The 16,522-nt window shown below is 73.2% G+C and carries 14 protein-coding genes; 7 read left to right on the top strand and 7 right to left on the bottom strand.

Going from position 1 to position 16,522, the window contains the following annotated elements; translation table 11 throughout:
- Nucleotides 1-161 precede the first annotated feature (161 nt).
- Entirely contained in the window at nt 162-1,487 is a 1,326-nt protein-coding gene (locus ACZ3X1_RS25820) for an MFS transporter (RefSeq protein WP_467281181.1), read from the top strand.
- A gap of 26 nt (nt 1,488-1,513) precedes the next feature.
- On the opposite strand, the gene ACZ3X1_RS25815 is transcribed toward ACZ3X1_RS25820, so the two are convergent.
- From ACZ3X1_RS25815 to uvrB, 4 genes are all read right to left on the bottom strand, one after another.
- Nucleotides 1,514-2,497, bottom strand: coding sequence for a TerC family protein (locus ACZ3X1_RS25815; protein WP_356811967.1), 984 nt, complete (start codon nt 2,495-2,497; stop codon nt 1,514-1,516).
- Nucleotides 2,498-2,735: 238 nt separating this feature from the next.
- A complete protein-coding gene (locus ACZ3X1_RS25810; RefSeq protein WP_467281124.1) occupies nt 2,736-4,697 on the bottom strand; it encodes a TerD family protein in 1,962 nt (653 codons plus the stop codon).
- A gap of 44 nt (nt 4,698-4,741) precedes the next feature.
- Nucleotides 4,742-5,320, bottom strand: a complete 579-nt coding sequence (locus ACZ3X1_RS25805; protein WP_356811965.1) for a TerD family protein — start codon at nt 5,318-5,320, stop codon at nt 4,742-4,744.
- Nucleotides 5,321-5,408: 88 nt separating this feature from the next.
- Nucleotides 5,409-7,583 (bottom strand): excinuclease ABC subunit UvrB, encoded by a 2,175-nt coding sequence (gene uvrB, locus ACZ3X1_RS25800; RefSeq protein WP_356811964.1) that lies wholly within the window; start codon nt 7,581-7,583, stop codon nt 5,409-5,411.
- 234 nt (nt 7,584-7,817) lie between these two features.
- Here uvrB and ACZ3X1_RS25795 point away from each other — a divergent pair, with 234 nt between their 5' ends.
- The 3 genes from ACZ3X1_RS25795 to ACZ3X1_RS25785 all read left to right on the top strand — a co-directional run bounded on the left by ACZ3X1_RS25795 (nt 7,818) and on the right by ACZ3X1_RS25785 (nt 10,850).
- Complete coding sequence (locus ACZ3X1_RS25795) at nt 7,818-8,720, top strand: glycerophosphodiester phosphodiesterase (protein WP_467281123.1); 903 nt, start codon at nt 7,818-7,820, stop codon at nt 8,718-8,720.
- Nucleotides 8,721-8,754: 34 nt separating this feature from the next.
- A complete protein-coding gene (locus tag ACZ3X1_RS25790) occupies nt 8,755-9,318 on the top strand; it encodes a methylated-DNA--[protein]-cysteine S-methyltransferase (protein ID WP_467281120.1) in 564 nt (187 codons plus the stop codon).
- Nucleotides 9,319-9,632: 314 nt separating this feature from the next.
- Nucleotides 9,633-10,850 (top strand): MFS transporter, encoded by a 1,218-nt coding sequence (locus ACZ3X1_RS25785; protein WP_467281179.1) that lies wholly within the window; start codon nt 9,633-9,635, stop codon nt 10,848-10,850.
- Here the strand turns inward: ACZ3X1_RS25785 and ACZ3X1_RS25780 are convergent.
- Entirely contained in the window at nt 10,840-11,220 is a 381-nt protein-coding gene (locus ACZ3X1_RS25780) for a cupin domain-containing protein (RefSeq protein WP_362631766.1), read from the bottom strand. The two genes, ACZ3X1_RS25785 and ACZ3X1_RS25780, sit on opposite strands and share 11 nt — an antisense overlap.
- Nucleotides 11,221-11,736: 516 nt before the next feature.
- On the opposite strand from ACZ3X1_RS25780, the gene ACZ3X1_RS25775 reads away from it, so the two are divergent.
- Nucleotides 11,737-12,681: a pseudouridine-5'-phosphate glycosidase gene (locus ACZ3X1_RS25775; RefSeq protein ID WP_467281119.1), complete on the top strand. Its 945-nt coding sequence runs from the start codon at nt 11,737-11,739 to the stop codon at nt 12,679-12,681.
- Complete coding sequence (locus tag ACZ3X1_RS25770; RefSeq protein WP_467281118.1) at nt 12,678-13,583, top strand: carbohydrate kinase family protein; 906 nt, start codon at nt 12,678-12,680, stop codon at nt 13,581-13,583. Before ACZ3X1_RS25775 ends, ACZ3X1_RS25770 begins: the two co-directional genes overlap by 4 nt.
- A gap of 284 nt (nt 13,584-13,867) precedes the next feature.
- Here the strand turns inward: ACZ3X1_RS25770 and ACZ3X1_RS25765 are convergent, their stop codons facing one another.
- Nucleotides 13,868-14,515: a nucleoside/nucleotide kinase family protein gene (locus tag ACZ3X1_RS25765; protein WP_356811958.1), complete on the bottom strand. Its 648-nt coding sequence runs from the start codon at nt 14,513-14,515 to the stop codon at nt 13,868-13,870.
- Nucleotides 14,516-14,607: 92 nt separating this feature from the next.
- Here ACZ3X1_RS25765 and ACZ3X1_RS25760 point away from each other — a divergent pair, with 92 nt between their 5' ends.
- The gene (locus ACZ3X1_RS25760) at nt 14,608-16,062 is read left to right on the top strand and encodes a WGR domain-containing protein (protein ID WP_362631772.1); all 1,455 of its coding nucleotides are present in this window, start codon (nt 14,608-14,610) and stop codon (nt 16,060-16,062) included.
- Here ACZ3X1_RS25760 and ACZ3X1_RS25755 read toward each other — a convergent pair.
- Complete coding sequence (locus tag ACZ3X1_RS25755) at nt 16,026-16,493, bottom strand: cupin domain-containing protein (RefSeq protein WP_467281116.1); 468 nt, start codon at nt 16,491-16,493, stop codon at nt 16,026-16,028. The two genes, ACZ3X1_RS25760 and ACZ3X1_RS25755, sit on opposite strands and share 37 nt — an antisense overlap.
- Between the last annotated feature and the right edge of the window lie 29 nt (nt 16,494-16,522).

Raw genomic sequence — 16,522 nt, 5'->3', positions numbered from 1 at the left:
CTCCTTCCGGTCGTTGACGGCCGAACTCCTGTCCCGGCGGACGGGGAGGCGGTATCTGGTGCGGCATGCAACAGGACCCCTCCCCGCCCCTCGCCCCCGCCGCCGCCCCCGCTCCGGCCCCGCGGGCCGCTGACGACGGCGGCCCCGCCCGGCGGCCCGGCATACTGCGGCTCGCCTCCGCCGCGCTCGCCGGGACCGCCATCGAGTTCTACGACTTCTTCGTCTACGGCACGGCCGCGGCGCTCGTGCTCGGGCCGCTCTTCTTCCCGTCCTTCTCCCCGCTCGCCGGGACCCTCGCCGCCTTCGGCACCTTCGGCGTCGGCTTCCTCGCCCGCCCGCTGGGATCCGCCCTCTTCGGCCACATCGGCGACCGCTACGGCCGGCGCCCGGTCCTGCTGGCCTCACTGCTGCTGACCGGCCTCGCCACGGTCGCCGTCGGCTGCGTACCGACGTACGGCACGATCGGCATTGCCGCGCCGGTGCTGCTGCTCCTGCTGCGCTTCCTCCAGGGCCTCGGGCTCGGCGGGGAGTGGGGTGGTGCGGTGCTGCTGACCGCCGAGCACGCGCCGGAACGCCGGCGCGGACTGTGGGCGAGTTTCCCGCAGATCGGCCCGGCGGTGGGATTCCTGTTGGCCAACGGCCTGATGCTGGGGCTCTCCGCCTCGCTGACCGACGCCCAGTTCACTTCCTGGGGGTGGCGCGTGCCGTTCTGGGCGGCCGGCCTGCTGGCCCTGGCGGGCCTGTGGCTGCGCCGCTCGGTGGAGGAGACCCCGCAGTTCCGCGCGCTCGCGGCGACCGGGCGGCGGGCCGACGCCCCGCTCGCCGAGGTGTTCCGGGGCCACTGGCGGCTGCTCCTGCTGACCGGCGGGGCCCTCGCCGTCGGCTACGCCGTCTTCTACGCGGTCACCACCTGGTCCCTCGCCTACGCCACCGAGCACCTCTCGGTGAGCCGCACGACGATGCTGGCCTGCATCATGGCGGCCGTCGCGTTCAAGGGCCTGATGACCCCCCTGATGGCGATGCTCGGCGACCGTTACGGTCGGCGGCCGCTGTGCCTGGCGGGGTGCGCGGCCAGCGCCGCGTGGATGTTCCCGCTGGTGGCGCTGATGCGGACGGCCGACCCGCTGCTGATGACGCTGGGCTTCGCGGTGGCGCTGCTGGGCATGGTGACGATGTTCGCCGTGGTGGGCGCGTACCTGCCGGAGCTGTACGCCCCGCGGATCCGGTGCACGGGTGCGGCCGTCGGCTACAACCTGGGCGGGGTGCTGGGCGGGGCGCTGACCCCGATCGTGGCGACGGCGCTGGCGGACGGCTCCGGTCCGCCGTGGGGCGTCGCGACGTACCTCACCGCGATCGCCCTGGTCAGCCTCGCGTGCTTCGCGCTGCTGCCCGAGACCAGCCCGCTGGTGGTGCAGAAGCGGACGGGCACGGGCTTCGACGGAATGGAGACGGAAACGGGGGCGGCCGCTTCGGCCGCCCCCGTGTAGCCCCGCGGAGAGCTCCGCGGGCCGGGTCAGGCGTCGATGCTCTCGGTGCGGGCGGCGGCCTCGGCCGCCGCCTGCTTCTTCGAGGCGATCAGGCTGGTGATGGTGGTGATGACCAGGACACCGCAGATGACGCCGAGGGAGACGGGGATCGAGATCTCCGGGACGTGCACCCCGGACTCGTGCAGGGCGTGCAGCACCAGCTTGACGCCGATGAAGCCCAGGATGATCGACAGGCCGTAGCTGAGGTGGACCAGCTTCTCCAGCAGGCCGCCGATGAGGAAGTACAGCTGGCGCAGACCCATGAGCGCGAAGGCGTTGGCCGTGAAGACGATGTAGGGGTCCTGGGTGAGGCCGAAGATGGCGGGGATCGAGTCCAGCGCGAACAGCACGTCGGTGGTGCCGATGGCCAGCATGACGATCATCAGCGGCGTCAGCACGCGCTTGCCGTTGTTGATGATGAAGAGCTTGGTGCCGTGGTACTGGTCGGCGACGCCGAACTTCTTCTCGACGGACTTGAGGAGGCGGTTCTCCTCGAACTCCTCGTCGTCCTCGTCCTTGCGGGCCTCCTGGATCAGCTTCCAGGCGGTGTAGATCAGGAACGCGCCGAAGATGTAGAAGACCCAGCTGAAGCTGGCGATGATCGCGGCGCCGGCGGCGATGAAGATCGCGCGCAGGACGAGCGCGATCAGCACGCCCACGAGCAGCACCCGCTGCTGGAGGTGGGAGGGCACCGCGAACTTCGCCATGATCAGGACGAAGACGAAGAGGTTGTCGACGCTCAGGGACTTCTCGGTGATGAAGCCCGCGAAGAACTCCTGCGACGCCTGCGGCGTCCCGAAGAACCACAGGCCGAGGCCGAAGAGTGCGGCGAGGACGATCCAGACGACCGTCCAGGTGCCGGCTTCCTTGATCGACACGTCGTGGGGCTTGCGGCCGATGAAGAAGTCGGCACCGATGAGGAGGGACAGACCGAGAATGGTCGCGACCCAAAGGGCCCAGGAAACTTCCATGGTGAACACGCCTCCGGCGGATGGCTCAGCACTTCGTCAGCGTCATCGCTGCCGGAGGTCTCTTCCACCCGGGCGGCCTGGAGGCCGTGGGCCGGCGCCCCGGGACCGACCGCGCTCGTGGTGTCGCAGTGGTCCGTATTGACGGGTACGCCGTAGCAGGAAAGCAGGAATACTCCCCTCCGCGCTGACGAGCTTACCCGCCGAAGGCGGAAAAGGTAAAGGGAATGCCAAAGGATGGTCACGGACGGGTAGTGCGCCGGGCCTCCGCCACCCGGTCGAGTGCCTGGTCGAGGACCCGGCTGCCCTGCGGCGGGAGGTTCGGTTCGAAGGTCCAGGCGTGCTGCACCCAGGGGTCGGCGAGGTGGTTGTCCGGGACCGGCGACAGCCGCATCAGGGAGCGCCACAACGGGTCCAGCAGCGGCCCGTAGGCGGAGGCCTCGTCGCGGTCCGCGACCATCAGCAGGTGCACGCCGACGGCCGCGCCCTCGTCGGCGAGGTAGCGCAGCTGCGTGACGGCCCGGTCGTCGAAGCCGTGCGGGAAGTCGTGCACGATGAGCAGCTGCTCGGCCGTGTCCACGTCCGGCGGCAGGTCCTGGGGGGCCCCGGCCCGCAGCGCCATCTGTACGAGGTCCACCCGCCGGGTCAGCTCGGCCAGCGTCCGGGTGACTCCCGCGGCCCCGGCGGCGGGCGGCGCTGCCAGCACCCCGGCCCGTACCAGCGGCGCCAGGGAGGCGGCGGCGGCCCCGGCCGCGTCGATGACGTGGACGGAGAACCGGTCGGCGGGATGGACCGCGAGAAGCCGGACCGCGTGGGCGACGGCCATGTCCATGGCGGCACGGCGCAGCCGGTCGGTGTCCATGGCCATCGCGGCCTCGGACCCGGTACGGCCGTTGTCGATCCACAGGCCGCGCTCCAGAGGGAGCCGGACCAGCATGGGGATGCGCAGGTCGGGCCGCTCGGGCAGGTGCAGGTCGCCCAGGCGCAGGGCCAGCGGGCCCTCCTCGGGCGTGCGGTGGCCGTGCCAGACCGGGTTGTCCCAGCGGGCGTACGGGGCCGGCAGCGCGGGCTCGACGACCTCCGACTCGGCGATCAGCTGGGCGAGGTCCCGGTCGAGGACGGCCTGGGCCTGGGCGACCAGTTCTTCGCGGCGGGCCCGGGCGGTGTCGCGGGCGCCGTTGCCGGAGCCGCCGAGGCGGTGGCGTGGGTCCGAGAGGGCGTCGTCGAGCTCTCGGTCCATGCGGGAGTCGGCGAACTCCACGGCGCTGCGGTAGGCGGCGACCGTGCGGGCCAGGTCCTCGAACATGCCCCACACCTGGTTGTAGAGCCGTTCGTCCATGGACCAGCCGCCGGCGTCGCCGGCGACCGGCCGCGGGGGCTGCCCGGGCTCCGCCGCGGCGGCGGGCCGGGGGGCCGGCTCGGGCGGCTCGCTGCTGGTGCGCCGGCGGCGCGGGTGGGTGTAGCTGATCGTGGGAGGGGAGCCGTCGCCGGCGGGCGCGGGGCCGGGCGTGCCGGCGTACGGGACGGCGGAGACCGGGAGCGGGTCCGCCGGTTCCGGGGCGGCCGCAGGGGCCTCGGCCGGCGGGGTCTGCGGGGCGCGCAGGTCGCCGACGAGGGTGGGCAGGGCCGCGAGCGTCGCGTCCGTCTCCTTCACCGGGGCGGCGGTGCGCAGCGCGGCGGCGGCCAGCTCCCCGGCGGCCGGTGCGGGCAGTCCGCCGTCGGCGAGCAGCGCGCCGAGGCCGGCGGCGTAGCCCTGGCCGACGGCGCGGACCTTCCATGCGCCCTGGCGGCGGTAGAGCTCCAGGGCGATCACGGCGGTCTCGGCGTCCAGCCCGGTCAGGGTGTAGCCGGCGATCTCGGTGCCGCCGTCGGGGGCGGCCACGGCCACGTGGGAGGCCGGGACCGCGCCGAAGCGGACCGGGCCGCCGGGCGGCAGTACGAGCAGCACGCCGACGCGGTGGACGTCCGCCGCGACGGCTTCGAGGTCCACGGCGAAGGTGTGCCGGTCGGCGGGTTCCGCCGGCGCCCGGACGCCGGGGAGGGACCTGGCGCCCGGGTGGGCCAGGACCTCGCTGCCGGAGAACCGGCCCTGTTCGTCGGCGAGTGAGGCCAGGGCCAGCACGGGCGTGCCCGCCGATACCCTGATCTCCACCCGGCTCTGGGACACGGGGTGGTTCTGCCCCCGGACCAGTTCGGCCGTCATCGTGCAGCCCCTCCCCCGTGCCTTCTTCTCTTCTTCCGGTACTGCTACAGGTGCGGCAGGATCGCCGGCATCAGGTCCTGGAAGGTCCGGCCGTTGGCCGGGTTGCCCAGGGCCGTCATCTGCCAGCCGGTGCCCGCGCGGGACACCTTCGCCATGATCTGGGCGGTGTACGCGCCGCCGCCGTCGAGGGTGTAGCGGGCCAGCTCCTGGCCGTTGGTCTCGTCGACGATGCGGCAGAAGGCGTTCTGCACCTCCTGGAACGTCTGGCCGGTGAAGGAGTTCACCGTGAAGACGATCTGGTCGATGTGGACCGGCACGCGCTGGAGGTCGACGAGGATCGCCTCGTCGTCCCCGCCCTGGCCGACGCCGCCGACGAGGTTGTCGCCGGTGTGGCGCACCGAGCCGTCGTCGCTCTGCAGGTGGCGGAAGAAGACCACGTCGACCGGCTGCTTGTCGGCGAAGAGCACCGCCGACGCGTCGAGGTCGATCTCCCGCGTCCGCGAGCCGAACAGTCCGCGGCGCTTGGCCGCCTGCCAGCCCAGGCCCATCCGGACCGCGGTCAGCGTCCCTCCGTCCGACTTCTGCAGACTGATGGCCTGACCCTTGGTCATGTTGACCGTCACGCGCGTCCCCTCTCCATAGCCCGCCCCAGCTGACTGGTGCGCAGCGTGTTCCTGCGGCTGTGACCCAACCCTACTGACAGCCCCCGGCTCAGGCGAGGCCCGCTTCCTTCATCTGCCGGAGCTCCTTCTTCAGCTCGCCGACCTCGTCCCGGATCCGGGCCGCGACCTCGAACTGGAGCTCCGCCGCGGCGGCGCGCATGCGTTCGGTCATCTGCTCGATGAGCGAGGCGAGTTCGGCGGCCGGCCGGTCGGTGAGCACCTCGGTGCCCGTGGCCCCCTTGGCCGCTTTCGCACCCTTGCCGCCCCTGCCGCCCTTGGCGCCCGCCGGGGCGTGGCCCGCGAGACCGCCGAGCGCCGGCACGGGCGCCTTGGCGCCCTTGCCCTCCTTCGCCTGCCGGTATCCGGTGCCGAGGAGCTGCTCGGTGTCCAGTTCCTCGCGGGCGATGGTGGCGACGATGTCGTTGATCTTCTTGCGGAGCGGCTGCGGGTCGATGCCGTTGGCCGTGTTGTAGGCGACCTGCTTCTCGCGGCGCCGGTTCGTCTCGTCGATCGCCTGGGCCATCGCCGGGGTGATGATGTCCGCGTACATGTGGACCTGGCCGGAGACGTTGCGCGCCGCGCGGCCGATGGTCTGGATCAGGGAGGTGCCCGAGCGCAGGAAGCCCTGCTTGTCGGCGTCGAGGATCGCCACCAGGGAGACCTCGGGCAGGTCCAGGCCCTCGCGCAGCAGGTTGATGCCGACCAGGACGTCGAACTCGCCGGACCGCAGCTCGCGCAGCAGCTCGATGCGGCGCAGGGTGTCGACGTCGCTGTGCAGGTAGCGGACCTGGATGCCGAGCTCCAGGAAGTAGTCCGTGAGGTCCTCGGCCATCTTCTTGGTGAGGGTGGTGACCAGGACCCGCTCGTCCTTCTCGACGCGCTGGCGGATCTCGTGCACCAGGTCGTCGATCTGGCCCTCGGTGGGCTTGACCACGACCTCGGGGTCGATGAGGCCGGTGGGGCGGATGATCTGTTCGACGAAGCCGTCGCCGCGGGAGAGCTCGTACTTCCCGGGGGTGGCCGACAGGTAGACGGTCTGGCCGATGCGCTCCTGGAACTCCTCCCACTTCAGCGGCCGGTTGTCCAGCGCGGACGGCAGCCGGAAGCCGTGGTCGACCAGGGTCCGCTTGCGGGAGGCGTCGCCCTCGTACATGGCGCCGATCTGCGGCACGGTGACGTGCGACTCGTCGATGACCAGGAGGAAGTCCTCCGGGAAGTAGTCGATGAGGGTGTTGGGCGCCGATCCCCGCTCGCGGTCGTCCATGTGCAGGGAGTAGTTCTCGATGCCGGAGCAGGACCCGATCTGGCGCATCATCTCCAGGTCGTAGGTGGTGCGCATGCGCAGGCGCTGCGCCTCCAGCATCTTGCCCTGCTTCTCCAGCTCGGCGAGGCGCTCGGCCAGCTCGGCCTCGATGCCGGCGATCGCCTTCTCCATGCGCTCCGGGCCGGCGACGTAGTGGCTGGCGGGGAAGACGTAGAGCTCGCGGTCCTCGCTGATGACCTCGCCGGTCAGCGGGTGCAGGGTGGAGAGGGCCTCGATCTCGTCGCCGAACATCTCGATGCGGACGGCCAGTTCCTCGTAGACCGGGAAGATCTCGATGGTGTCGCCGCGGACCCGGAAGGTGCCGCGGGTGAAGGCGACGTCGTTGCGCGTGTACTGGATGTCGACGAAGCGGCGCAGCAGCTGGTCCCGGTCGATCTCCTCGCCCACCTTGAGCGCGACCATCCGGTCGACGTACTCCTGCGGGGTGCCGAGGCCGTAGATGCAGGACACGGAGGCGACGACGATCACGTCCCGCCTGGTCAGCAGCGAATTGGTGGCGGAGTGGCGCAGCCGCTCCACCTCCTCGTTGATCGAGGAGTCCTTCTCGATGTACGTGTCCGACTGCGGTACGTAGGCCTCGGGCTGGTAGTAGTCGTAGTACGAGACGAAGTACTCGACGGCGTTGTTCGGCAGGAGCTCGCGGAACTCGTTCGCCAGCTGGGCGGCCAGCGTCTTGTTCGGCGCCATGACCAGCGTTGGGCGCTGGAGCTTCTCGATCATCCAGGCGGTGGTCGCCGACTTGCCGGTGCCGGTCGCACCCAGCAGGACGACATCCTTCTCACCTGCACGGATGCGCTTCTCCAGCTCGGCGATGGCCGCCGGCTGGTCGCCGCTGGGCTGGTAGGGGCTGACGACCTCGAAAGGCGCCACCGTGCGTTCGATCTTCGATACGGGCCGCATGAGTCCACCGTACGACCCTCCACCGACACTCACGTCTCCCCGCCGGGCCCCGGCACGCTCCGGGCTGCCCCGCCGGGCCCGGCCGGCGTCATCCGTTCTGGTCCGTTTGTCGTAGTTCGGTGGCGGCTCTGTGATCTTCAACCCCATGATCGCGGTGAAGTGCATCGCCGCAACGTCTGCCGCTCCGCACCCGTCTGACGCAGGAACAGGGCTCACGACCCGAGGAGAACGCACATGCACGTACGACCCGCCGCCGCGGCCGCCGCCGCATTCCTGGGCTTCACCCTCACCCTGCTGGGCGGGACGGCGTCGTACGCCGCCACCGGCCCCGGATCCGCCGCCGGACCGCTGGGCCTGGGGGGTCCCGTCGTGTACGCCCACCGGGGGGCCTCGGCGTACGCCCCGGAGAACACCCTCGCAGCGGTCGACCTGGCGATGCGCCTGGGCTTCGCCTGGGTCGAGAACGACGTGCAGCGCACCAAGGACGGCGAGCTGGTCGTGATCCACGACGACACCCTGGCCCGGACCACGGACGTCGAACAGCTCTTCCCCGACCGGGGGCCCTGGAAGGTCAAGGACTTCACGGCGGCCGAGATCGCCCGGCTGGACGCGGGCAGCTGGTTCGGCGAGGAGTACGCGGGCGCCGCTGTGCCGACCCTGCGGCAGTACCTCGACCGTGTGCAGCGCAACCGACAGCGGCTGCTGCTGGAGATCAAGAGGCCGGAGCTGTACCCGGGGATCGAGGAGCAGACCCTGAAGGTGCTGGGCGAGGCGGGCTGGCTCGACCCGCGCCACGTCGCGCGGCGCCTCGTGGTGCAGAGCTTCAGCGCCGACTGCGTGCGCGTCGTGCACGGGCTGCGCCCCGACCTGGTGACGGCCTTCCTGGGCACCCCTCCCGTGGCGGACCTGCCGCGGTACGCGGAGTTCACCGACCGGATCAACCCGTGGCACACCACCATCTCGGCCGACTGGGTCGCGGCGGTGCACGGCCTGCTGGGAGCCCACGGCAGGGCGATGGAGGTGGACACCTGGATCGTGGACGACGCCGCGACCGCCCGGAAGGTGCAGGAGATGGGCGTGGACGGGATCATCACGAACGCCCCGGACGTGGTCCGGGAGGCGGTCGGGGGCTTCTGAGCGGTCTGTCGGAGGCGGGTCGTACCGTGGACGCGTGGACAGCACCGAGCGGCCCCGCGGGCCGCACCTCGAATGGACCGTCGTCGCCAGCGACATCGGCCCCCTGCTCCTGGCCGCGACCCCGGAGGGGCTGGTCCGGGTCGAGTTCCATGCCGGGCCGGACCGGGTCGACCGGATGATGGGCCCGCTGGTCTCCCGGCTGGGCGCCGACGCCCGCAGGCCCGCGCCGGGCGAGGAGGTGCTGCTGGCCGAGCCGGTGCGCCAGGTGGCCGCCTACTTCGCCGGTTCGCTGCGGCGCTTCGACCTGCCGCTGGACTGGCGCCTCAGCTCCGGCTTCAACCGGCAGGTGCTCCAGGAGCTGGACCGTTCCGTGCCCTACGGGTCGGTCGTCGGCTACGGGGAGCTGGCCGCCCGCGCCGGACAGCCCGGCGCCGCCCAGGCCGTGGGCAACGCCATGGGCTCGAACCCGCTGCCGGTGGTGGTGCCCTGCCACCGGGTCGTGGAGAACGACGGCGGCATCGGGGGGTTCGGCGGCGGCGTGGAGACCAAGCGGCAGCTGCTCGCGCTGGAGGGAGTGCTCCCGCAGCCGCTGTTCTGAGCGCCGCGTGCCCCGGGTGCGCCCCGCCCCGCGCCGTGCGGGGCGCACCCGCCGGGTCGGGCGGCTGTGACGGCTGTGACCTGCGGGTCCGACCGCGCCGACGGCGCGGTTCCGCCCGACGGTAAGGGGTGGCACACTGCGGCGGTGACTACTGCAGCCGCTGCACCCGGCCCCATCGCCTCCCCCGCGCCCCGCGCCGCGCACCCGCGAGTGCGGGGTACGGCGTGACCGCCTCGCCCGGCACGGACCGGCCCGCCCCGCCGCTCGGCCTCCCGGAGCTCGCGCGGCTGCGCAAGCGCACCTCCCGGGTGCTCATGGCCGGCCAGATACTCGGCGGCCTCGGCGTGCCCATCAGCATCGCCCTGGCCCCCGTACTCGCCACCGAGGTCAGCGGCACCGAGGCGCTGTCCGGCTTCGCCTCCACCGCCTCGGTGATCGGCACCGCCCTCGTCTCGCTGCCGCTCGCCGCCCTGATGACCGCGCGCGGCCGGCGCCCCGGGCTGGTCCTGGCCTACGGGATCGGCGCCGTCGGGGCGGGCCTCGTCGTCCTCGCCGCCACCATCAGGAGCTTCCCGCTGCTGCTGCTCGGCATGGCCGCCTTCGGCGCCGCCTCCTCCGCCAACCTCCAGGCCCGGTTCGCCGCCGCGGACCTCGCCGCCCCGGACCACCGGGCCCGGGCCATCTCGGTCGTCGTGTGGGCGTCCACCCTCGGCGCGGTGCTCGGCCCCAACCTGTCCGCTCCGGCGAGCCGCAGCTTCGCCGGGACCTCCATACCCGAGACGGCGGGCCCCTTCGTGTGGGCCGCCGTCGTGTTCGTGCTGACCGGCGCGCTGATCGCCGTACTCCTGCGCCCGGACCCCCTGCTGACGGCGCGGGCGCTCGCGGCACCCGAGGAGCGGAGCCGTGAGGGCCGCTCGATCCGCGCCGGGATCGCCGCCGTGCGGGCCTCGCCGCGGGCCCGGCTCGCCCTCCTCACCGTCGCCGTGTCCCACACCACCATGGTCTCGATCATGGTCATGACGCCGATGGACCTCGGCCACCACGGTGCCGGGCTGGAGCTCGTCGGTCTTGTGATCAGCGGTCACATCGCGGGGATGTTCGCCTTCTCCCCGCTCATGGGCTGGCTCGCGGACCGTCTCGGACGGCTCTCCGTGATCGGCCTCGCCGCAGGACTGCTGTCGGCCGCCGCGCTGCTCGCCGGGACGGCCGGGCCGAGCCACGGCCAGAGCGCGCTCGGGCTCTTCCTGCTCGGCCTCGGCTGGTCGGCGGGGATGGTGTCCGGCTCGGCCCTGCTGACCGACTCGGTTCCGCAGCCCGCGCGGGCCGCCGTACAGGGTCTGAGCGACCTCACGATGAACACGGCCGCGGGCGTGGGCGGGGCCGCCGCCGGCGTGATCATGTCCCAGGCGGGCTACGGCTGGCTGAACGCCGTCGGTGCCTCGCTGCTGCTGCCGATGGCGGCGCTCGCCCTGTTCACCGCCCGCCGCCACCCCGTGGACGCCAAGACGCCCCCGCCGGGGGTCAGTAGCTGATGTGGTAGGCCTTGCGCAGGGTCTCGTGGACGGTCCATACGGTCTTGTCGCCCTCGCGCAGGACGCATGCCGAGCCCGGACCCACCTCCAGCGTCCCGCCGCCCTCGACCTCGACGGTGGCGCGGCCGCTGACCACCACGAACAGCTCGTTCGCCTCGACGTCGGTGACGACGCCCGGGGTGATCTGCCAGATCCCGCGCACCTGCTTGCCGTCGGCCGACTCCCACAGGACCTTGCCCGTGACGACCGGATCCCCGGAGACGATCTGCGCGGGGTCGAGGTCGTCGGGCTCCAGCTCCACGTCCGCCACGTCGACGGCGAACGAGGCGGGGGCGGCTGCGGGGGCGGCGGAGTGATCACTGGTGCTCATGGCCCGCCAGCCTAGATCGGCCCGCCCGCGCGGCGCGGTGACCACAGCGTCCAGGAACGGACCGGCCTACGAGTCACCCTGTCCAGTCGGGCCGGGGCGCGGGACCCGCAGGGTTTCGGCCAGTTCGACGCGCACGTCCCGTGCGGTCAGCAGGTGGGGCAGCGCGCCGCGGCGACGGGCAGGGCGAGTCCGCGGCCGGCGGCCTCCCTCGCGGTGCGGGCGGCGCAGGGGGGGCTCAGGTCGATCCCGTGACGTCGTCGCCGAGGGCGTGGGCGCCGGTGGCGCCGGCGTTGTCGAGGACTTGTGCGGTCCGGGCCCGATGCTGCGGTGAGCAGGGTGTAGAGGGCCCGGCCTGCCGGGTGACGGACGCGTCCCGGTCCGCGTGGACGAGGTCGTAGCGGTCGGCGAGCCGTCGTAGTAGCCGCGCGTGTCCAGGGGGAACGCTACTCGGACAGCTCGGGACGGGTGTGACAGGAGTGCGTTTGGGGCCGCCGATCCCGTGCCATGGATGGGGACATGTCACAGCACAGAGCAACTGAATCCCCGTCCGGTGGGCCGGTCCTGTCGGCCGAGGTGCGCGAGGCGCTCGACCGGGGCAGGCCCGTGGTGGCCCTGGAGTCGACGATCGTCGCGCACGGCCTGCCCCGCCCCCGCAACCTGGAGGTGGGCCTGGAACTGGAGGAGCTGGTCCGCGCGGAGGGGGCGGTTCCGGCGACGGTCGCGGTCCTGGACGGCGTCGCGCACGCGGGCCTGGACAAGGAGCAGCTGGAGCGGATCGCGGCCGGCGACGGCGTGCGCAAGCTCGGGCACCGGGATCTGGCACCCGCGCTGGCGACGGGCGCGACCGGCGCGACGACGGTTTCCGCGACGGCGTTCCTCGCGGCCAGGGCGGGCCTGCGCGTCTTCGCGACGGGCGGCCTGGGCGGCGTACACCGTGAATGGGTCCAGACGCAGGACGAGTCGGCGGACCTCTCCCTGCTGGCCCGCACCCGGATCACGGTGGTCTGCGCGGGGGTGAAGTCGATCCTTGACGTGCCGGCCACGCTGCAGCGGCTGGAGACGCTGGGCGTCGGGGTGCTCGGCTACGGGACGGACCGCTTCCCCGGGTTCTACCTGGCCGACTCCGGTGAGGCGGTGGACTGGACCGTGCACCGGCCGGAGGAGGTCGCGGCGGTGATGGCCGCTCAGGACGCACTCGGCGGACCTGAGGCGGCGCTGCTCGTGGCCAATCCGGTGGCTGCCGCGGAGCAGCTGGATCCGCAGCTGCACGACCGGGTCCTGGCCGAGGCGCTCGCCGAGTGCCGCGAGCAGGGCATCACGGGGCAGGCGGTGACGCCGTTCCTTCTGGGGTTCCTGGTACGGGCGACGGGCGGGGCCTCGCTGGAGGCGAACCTGGCGGCGGTACGCGGCAACGTGCGGCTCGGTGCCCGGATCGCCGGGGCCTGGGCGGCGCGGGCATGACGGCGGCGGGGGCGCTGCTCGTCGTCGGGGACGTGGTGACGGACGTGGTGGCCGTCCACACGGAGCCGTTGGCTCCGGCCACCGACACCGCGGCCCGCATCCGCACCCTGCCGGGCGGCGCGGGGGCCAACGCGGCGTGCTGGGCCGCCCGTACGGGGAGCGCGGAGGTGCGCCTCCTCGCGCGGGTGGGCACGGAATCGGCGCGGTGGCACGAACGGGCGCTCGTGGACGCGGGGGTGCGGCCCCGGCTGGTGATCGATCCGCAGGAGCCGACCGGGACGGTGGTGGCCCTCGTCGGAAAGGACGCGGAGCGGACCTTCCTGACCGACAGCGGGGCCTCGCTGCGGCTGTGCCCGGCCGACTGGGCTCCGTCCCTGCTGGACGGTGCGGCGCACCTGCACCTGTCGGGTTATCTGTTCTTCGCCGACAGCAGCCGGGAGCTGGCGCTGGTCGCGCTGCGGGCGGCGCGGACGCGGGGGGTGCCGGTGAGCGTGGATCCCGCGTCGGCCGGATTCCTGGCGGCACTGGGCCCGCAGCGCTTCCTGGACGCCGTGGCGGGCGCGGGCCTGCTGCTGCCGAACGAGGACGAGGCCCGGCTGCTGGCGGGGCTGCCGGAAGGGTCGGGGGCGGCCCGGGCGGCGATGGCGCTGAGCCGGCGGGTGCCGCTCGTGGTGGTGACCCGGGGCCCGGCGGGGGCACTGGTGGCCGAGCGGGGCCGGCTCACGGCGGAGGTGGCGGCCGCGCAGCCGGCCGAACCGGTGGTGGACTCCACGGGCGCCGGCGATGCCTTCACCGGTGCCTTCCTCGCCTCCCGCCTGGAGGGCGCGGACCCGACGGAATCCACCCGAGCGGGCTCCCGGGCGGCAGCCCGGGCCATAACGCGAACAGGCGGCCGCCCCTAGCGGGAGTGTCGTCAAAGTGGCGTCGTCCGCCCGAAGGGCGGGCCCCGCCGGTCAGGCGGGGCCTTGACGACACGACCTGGCCCCGCCCCCACCGACGTCCGAGGCGCAGGTCCGGGTCCGGGCCAACGCCCGTCGCTGGAGCCGCGGGTCCGGGCAACGCCCCACCCGGCCCCGCCGGCGTCCGCAGCACAGAGCCGGGCAGGGCCCGGGAACCGGAGAAGGGGCGGGGCGGGGAGAGGGCTCCGGGCAGCGGCACCCATGCCATGCCGGGCCCCGCCCGGGGGTCAGCTCCCCCGGATCCCCGTCCAGGCGGGATGCCTGGGATCATCCGCCCGCACCACCACATCGGCGGCGGAAGCCGGGTCCACCTCGGCCTCGTACCGGGCGAACGCCGCCCCCGTCCACCGCTCTGACTCCTCGGTCCGCCGTGCGAGCGCCCCCGCCGACAGCCGGACGTGGACGCTCAGGTCGAAGGGGAACCACCGCCCCAGCAGCAGCGGTCCGTGCACCAGCAGCACACCTCCGGCCGGGAGTTGGGCGTAGGGGCTGCGGGTCGCCCGGTCGGTCACCGGATCCCAGAGGTCCGGCAGCACCCGCCCCGTGCCGCCGGGGTCGGTCGGGCCGAACACCTCCCGCCAGAGCGCGGCCGTGTCGTACCAGCCGTCCAGGTACGCGTCCACGTCCTGCCGGCCGAACTCGAAGCGGAGGGAGGCCGGCCGCAGGAAGCCGGCGGTCGGGACCACCAGGACCGAGCGTCCGCGCAGCCGCAGCTCCTCCGCGAGCCGCCCGGCGAGGGTGCCGGTGTCCGCCGCGGGCGCGCCGTCGATGCCCACGCGCTGCCGGCCGCCGGGCCCGGGGGCGTTGCCGGGGTCGTCGAGGTGACCGGCGAGACGCTCGGCCATCCGCTGCCATGTGATCGCTTCCCACTGCACCGGCCCATTGTCAGTGGTCGGCCGTAGCTTTTTTCACGAGGGATCACCGCGGAAAGGGCGCGGGTGGCCCGGCTTTCGGGGAGGGGTCTGTCATGGCTCGGGAGACGACGTATCTGGAGCTGTCCCAGGACGGCGGCGGGGCGCACAAGTTCTACGAGGTGATCGTGGACGGCACCGCCGTCTCCGTGCGCTACGGACGCATCGGCGCGCCGGGCCAGTTGCAGAGCTCCTCGTTCCCGACCGTCGAGAAGGCCCGCGCGGCCGCCGCGAAGAAGATCGGGGAGAAGGTCCGCAAGGGGTACGCCCCGGCGGTGCAGGGGCAGCGCGCCTCCCGTGCGGTGACGCGCCGCCAGGTGACGTCGGCGCCGTCGACGGCGCGTGCCGTCGCGCCGGTGCTGTGGCGTTTCCGTACCGGTTCCTCGGCCTTCGGGATCCATGTCGACGAGGACCGCTGCTGGGTCGGCAACCAGGCCGGTGACGTCTACACGCTGAGCCACGGCGGTGAGGTGCTGGCGCACTATTCGCTGCCGGACGGGGTGAAGTGCCTGGTGGCGGACGAGTTCTGGATATATGCCGGCTGCGACGACGGCACGGTGTACGACCTGTCCTCGAAGGTCCCGTTCGGCGCCTACACCATCGCCCCGGACGTGGACATCTACTGGCTGGACATCCACGAGGGCGTGCTCGACGTCTCGGACGCGAACGGCGGCCTGACGGTCATCGACCACGAGGACGAGCACCAGTGGTCGCGGAAGTCCGCCGGGACGGGTGCGTGGATGGTCCGGGCCGACGAGCGGGCGGTCTACCACGGGCACAGCGGCGGAGTGACGGCCTACGCGGCCGACGGCACCGGGCAGTTGTGGCACAGCGCGACCCCCGGCGGTGTCCTGTTCGGCTGGCAGGAGGAGCACTCGGTGTACGCGGGTACGGTCCGCAACACCGTGCAACGGCTGTCGAAGGCCTCGGGGGCGACGGAGGCCGCCTACCTGTGTGACGCGGCGGTGTATTCGTGCGCGACCTCCCCCGACGGCCGCCACGTCTTCGCCGGCGATTCCTCCTCGTCGGTCTACTGCTTCGACGCGGACGGGCACCGGCTGTGGAAGCTGGGGACGGGCGGCGGTTCGGCGCTGTCGATGCAGTACCTGGACGGGCGGCTGTACCTCGTCACCACGGACGGCTCCCTGGTGTGCGTGGACGCGAGCGAGCAGGCGATCGCGGCGGCCCAGCAGGGTTCGGTGCCCGCGCCGATGGACGTGAAGTCGGCGGCCGCGCTGCCCGTGTTCACGCCGGCCGCGTCGGCTTCGGCGGTGGCGACGGTCTCGATGGCCGCGGTGGCCTCGGATCCGGCGGGCGGTGTGGTGGTGGAGTGCGTCCAGCAGGGTGGCCGGATGCGGGTGCAGGTGGTGTCGAGCGGCTTCGAGCCGTCCTGGAACGTGCAGTTCCCGCGGGGGATCCGGGAGGCCGGCGCCCGGTACGTGGTGGACGGCCTGCACGCGGCCTCCGGGGGCTTCTACCGGGTCCGCGGGGAGATACGCCGACTGGTGTGAGTACTGCCGACGGGCTCTGGCTGCGGCTCCGTGGTGTGCTGCCGGCACACCTGCGGGCCGGCACCGGCGGGGGCGGGCGTGGGTATGGAGAAGGGGGTCCCTTCGGGCAGCCGGGGGGTCACGTGGAGCACGACCGGCTCGGTGCCGAGGTTGTGGCCCAGGTGTATGTGCCCGATGCCGGCGGGCTCCACGAAGGTGGTCCCCGGCCGGTGCACCTCGACGGTGAGGTCGTGCAGGACCCGGGTCAGGGTGCCCGAGAGGACGACGGCTTCGAGCCGCACCCGGTGGAAGTGCCAGCCGGTGCAGCCGCCCGGCGGGATGACTATCTCCCGGCCCGCGGGGATCGTGGTGACGCGTGCTCTGCCGGTGCCGATCCCGAAGCCGAAGCCGGTCACCTGCGGCCGTGCCGTCGCCGTCCGCCGTACGCCCATGTTCTCCTCCTCCGTGGACCGGCCCCGCG

This window comes from Streptomyces sp. NPDC023541, from assembly GCF_055559995.1.
The sequence above is the reverse complement of the archived record's forward strand: the minus strand, read 5'-3'. Positions and strand labels throughout refer to the sequence as shown.

Bases quoted from the DNA above. Each gene is read 5' to 3' on its own strand.
- ACZ3X1_RS25815 (WP_356811967.1), bottom strand. From the start codon at position 2,497: ATGGAAGTTTCCTGGGCCCTTTGGGTCGCGACCATTCTCGGTCTGTCC.
- ACZ3X1_RS25810 (WP_467281124.1), bottom strand. From the start codon at position 4,697: ATGACGGCCGAACTGGTCCGGGGGCAGAACCACCCCGTGTCCCAGAGC.
- uvrB (WP_356811964.1), bottom strand. From the start codon at position 7,583: ATGCGGCCCGTATCGAAGATCGAACGCACGGTGGCGCCTTTCGAGGTC.
- ACZ3X1_RS25795 (WP_467281123.1), top strand. From the start codon at position 7,818: ATGCACGTACGACCCGCCGCCGCGGCCGCCGCCGCATTCCTGGGCTTC.
- ACZ3X1_RS25785 (WP_467281179.1), top strand. From the start codon at position 9,633: ATGGCCGGCCAGATACTCGGCGGCCTCGGCGTGCCCATCAGCATCGCC.
- ACZ3X1_RS25780 (WP_362631766.1), bottom strand. From the start codon at position 11,220: ATGAGCACCAGTGATCACTCCGCCGCCCCCGCAGCCGCCCCCGCCTCG.
- ACZ3X1_RS25775 (WP_467281119.1), top strand. From the start codon at position 11,737: ATGTCACAGCACAGAGCAACTGAATCCCCGTCCGGTGGGCCGGTCCTG.
- ACZ3X1_RS25770 (WP_467281118.1), top strand. From the start codon at position 12,678: ATGACGGCGGCGGGGGCGCTGCTCGTCGTCGGGGACGTGGTGACGGAC.
- ACZ3X1_RS25760 (WP_362631772.1), top strand. From the start codon at position 14,608: ATGGCTCGGGAGACGACGTATCTGGAGCTGTCCCAGGACGGCGGCGGG.
- ACZ3X1_RS25755 (WP_467281116.1), bottom strand. From the start codon at position 16,493: ATGGGCGTACGGCGGACGGCGACGGCACGGCCGCAGGTGACCGGCTTC.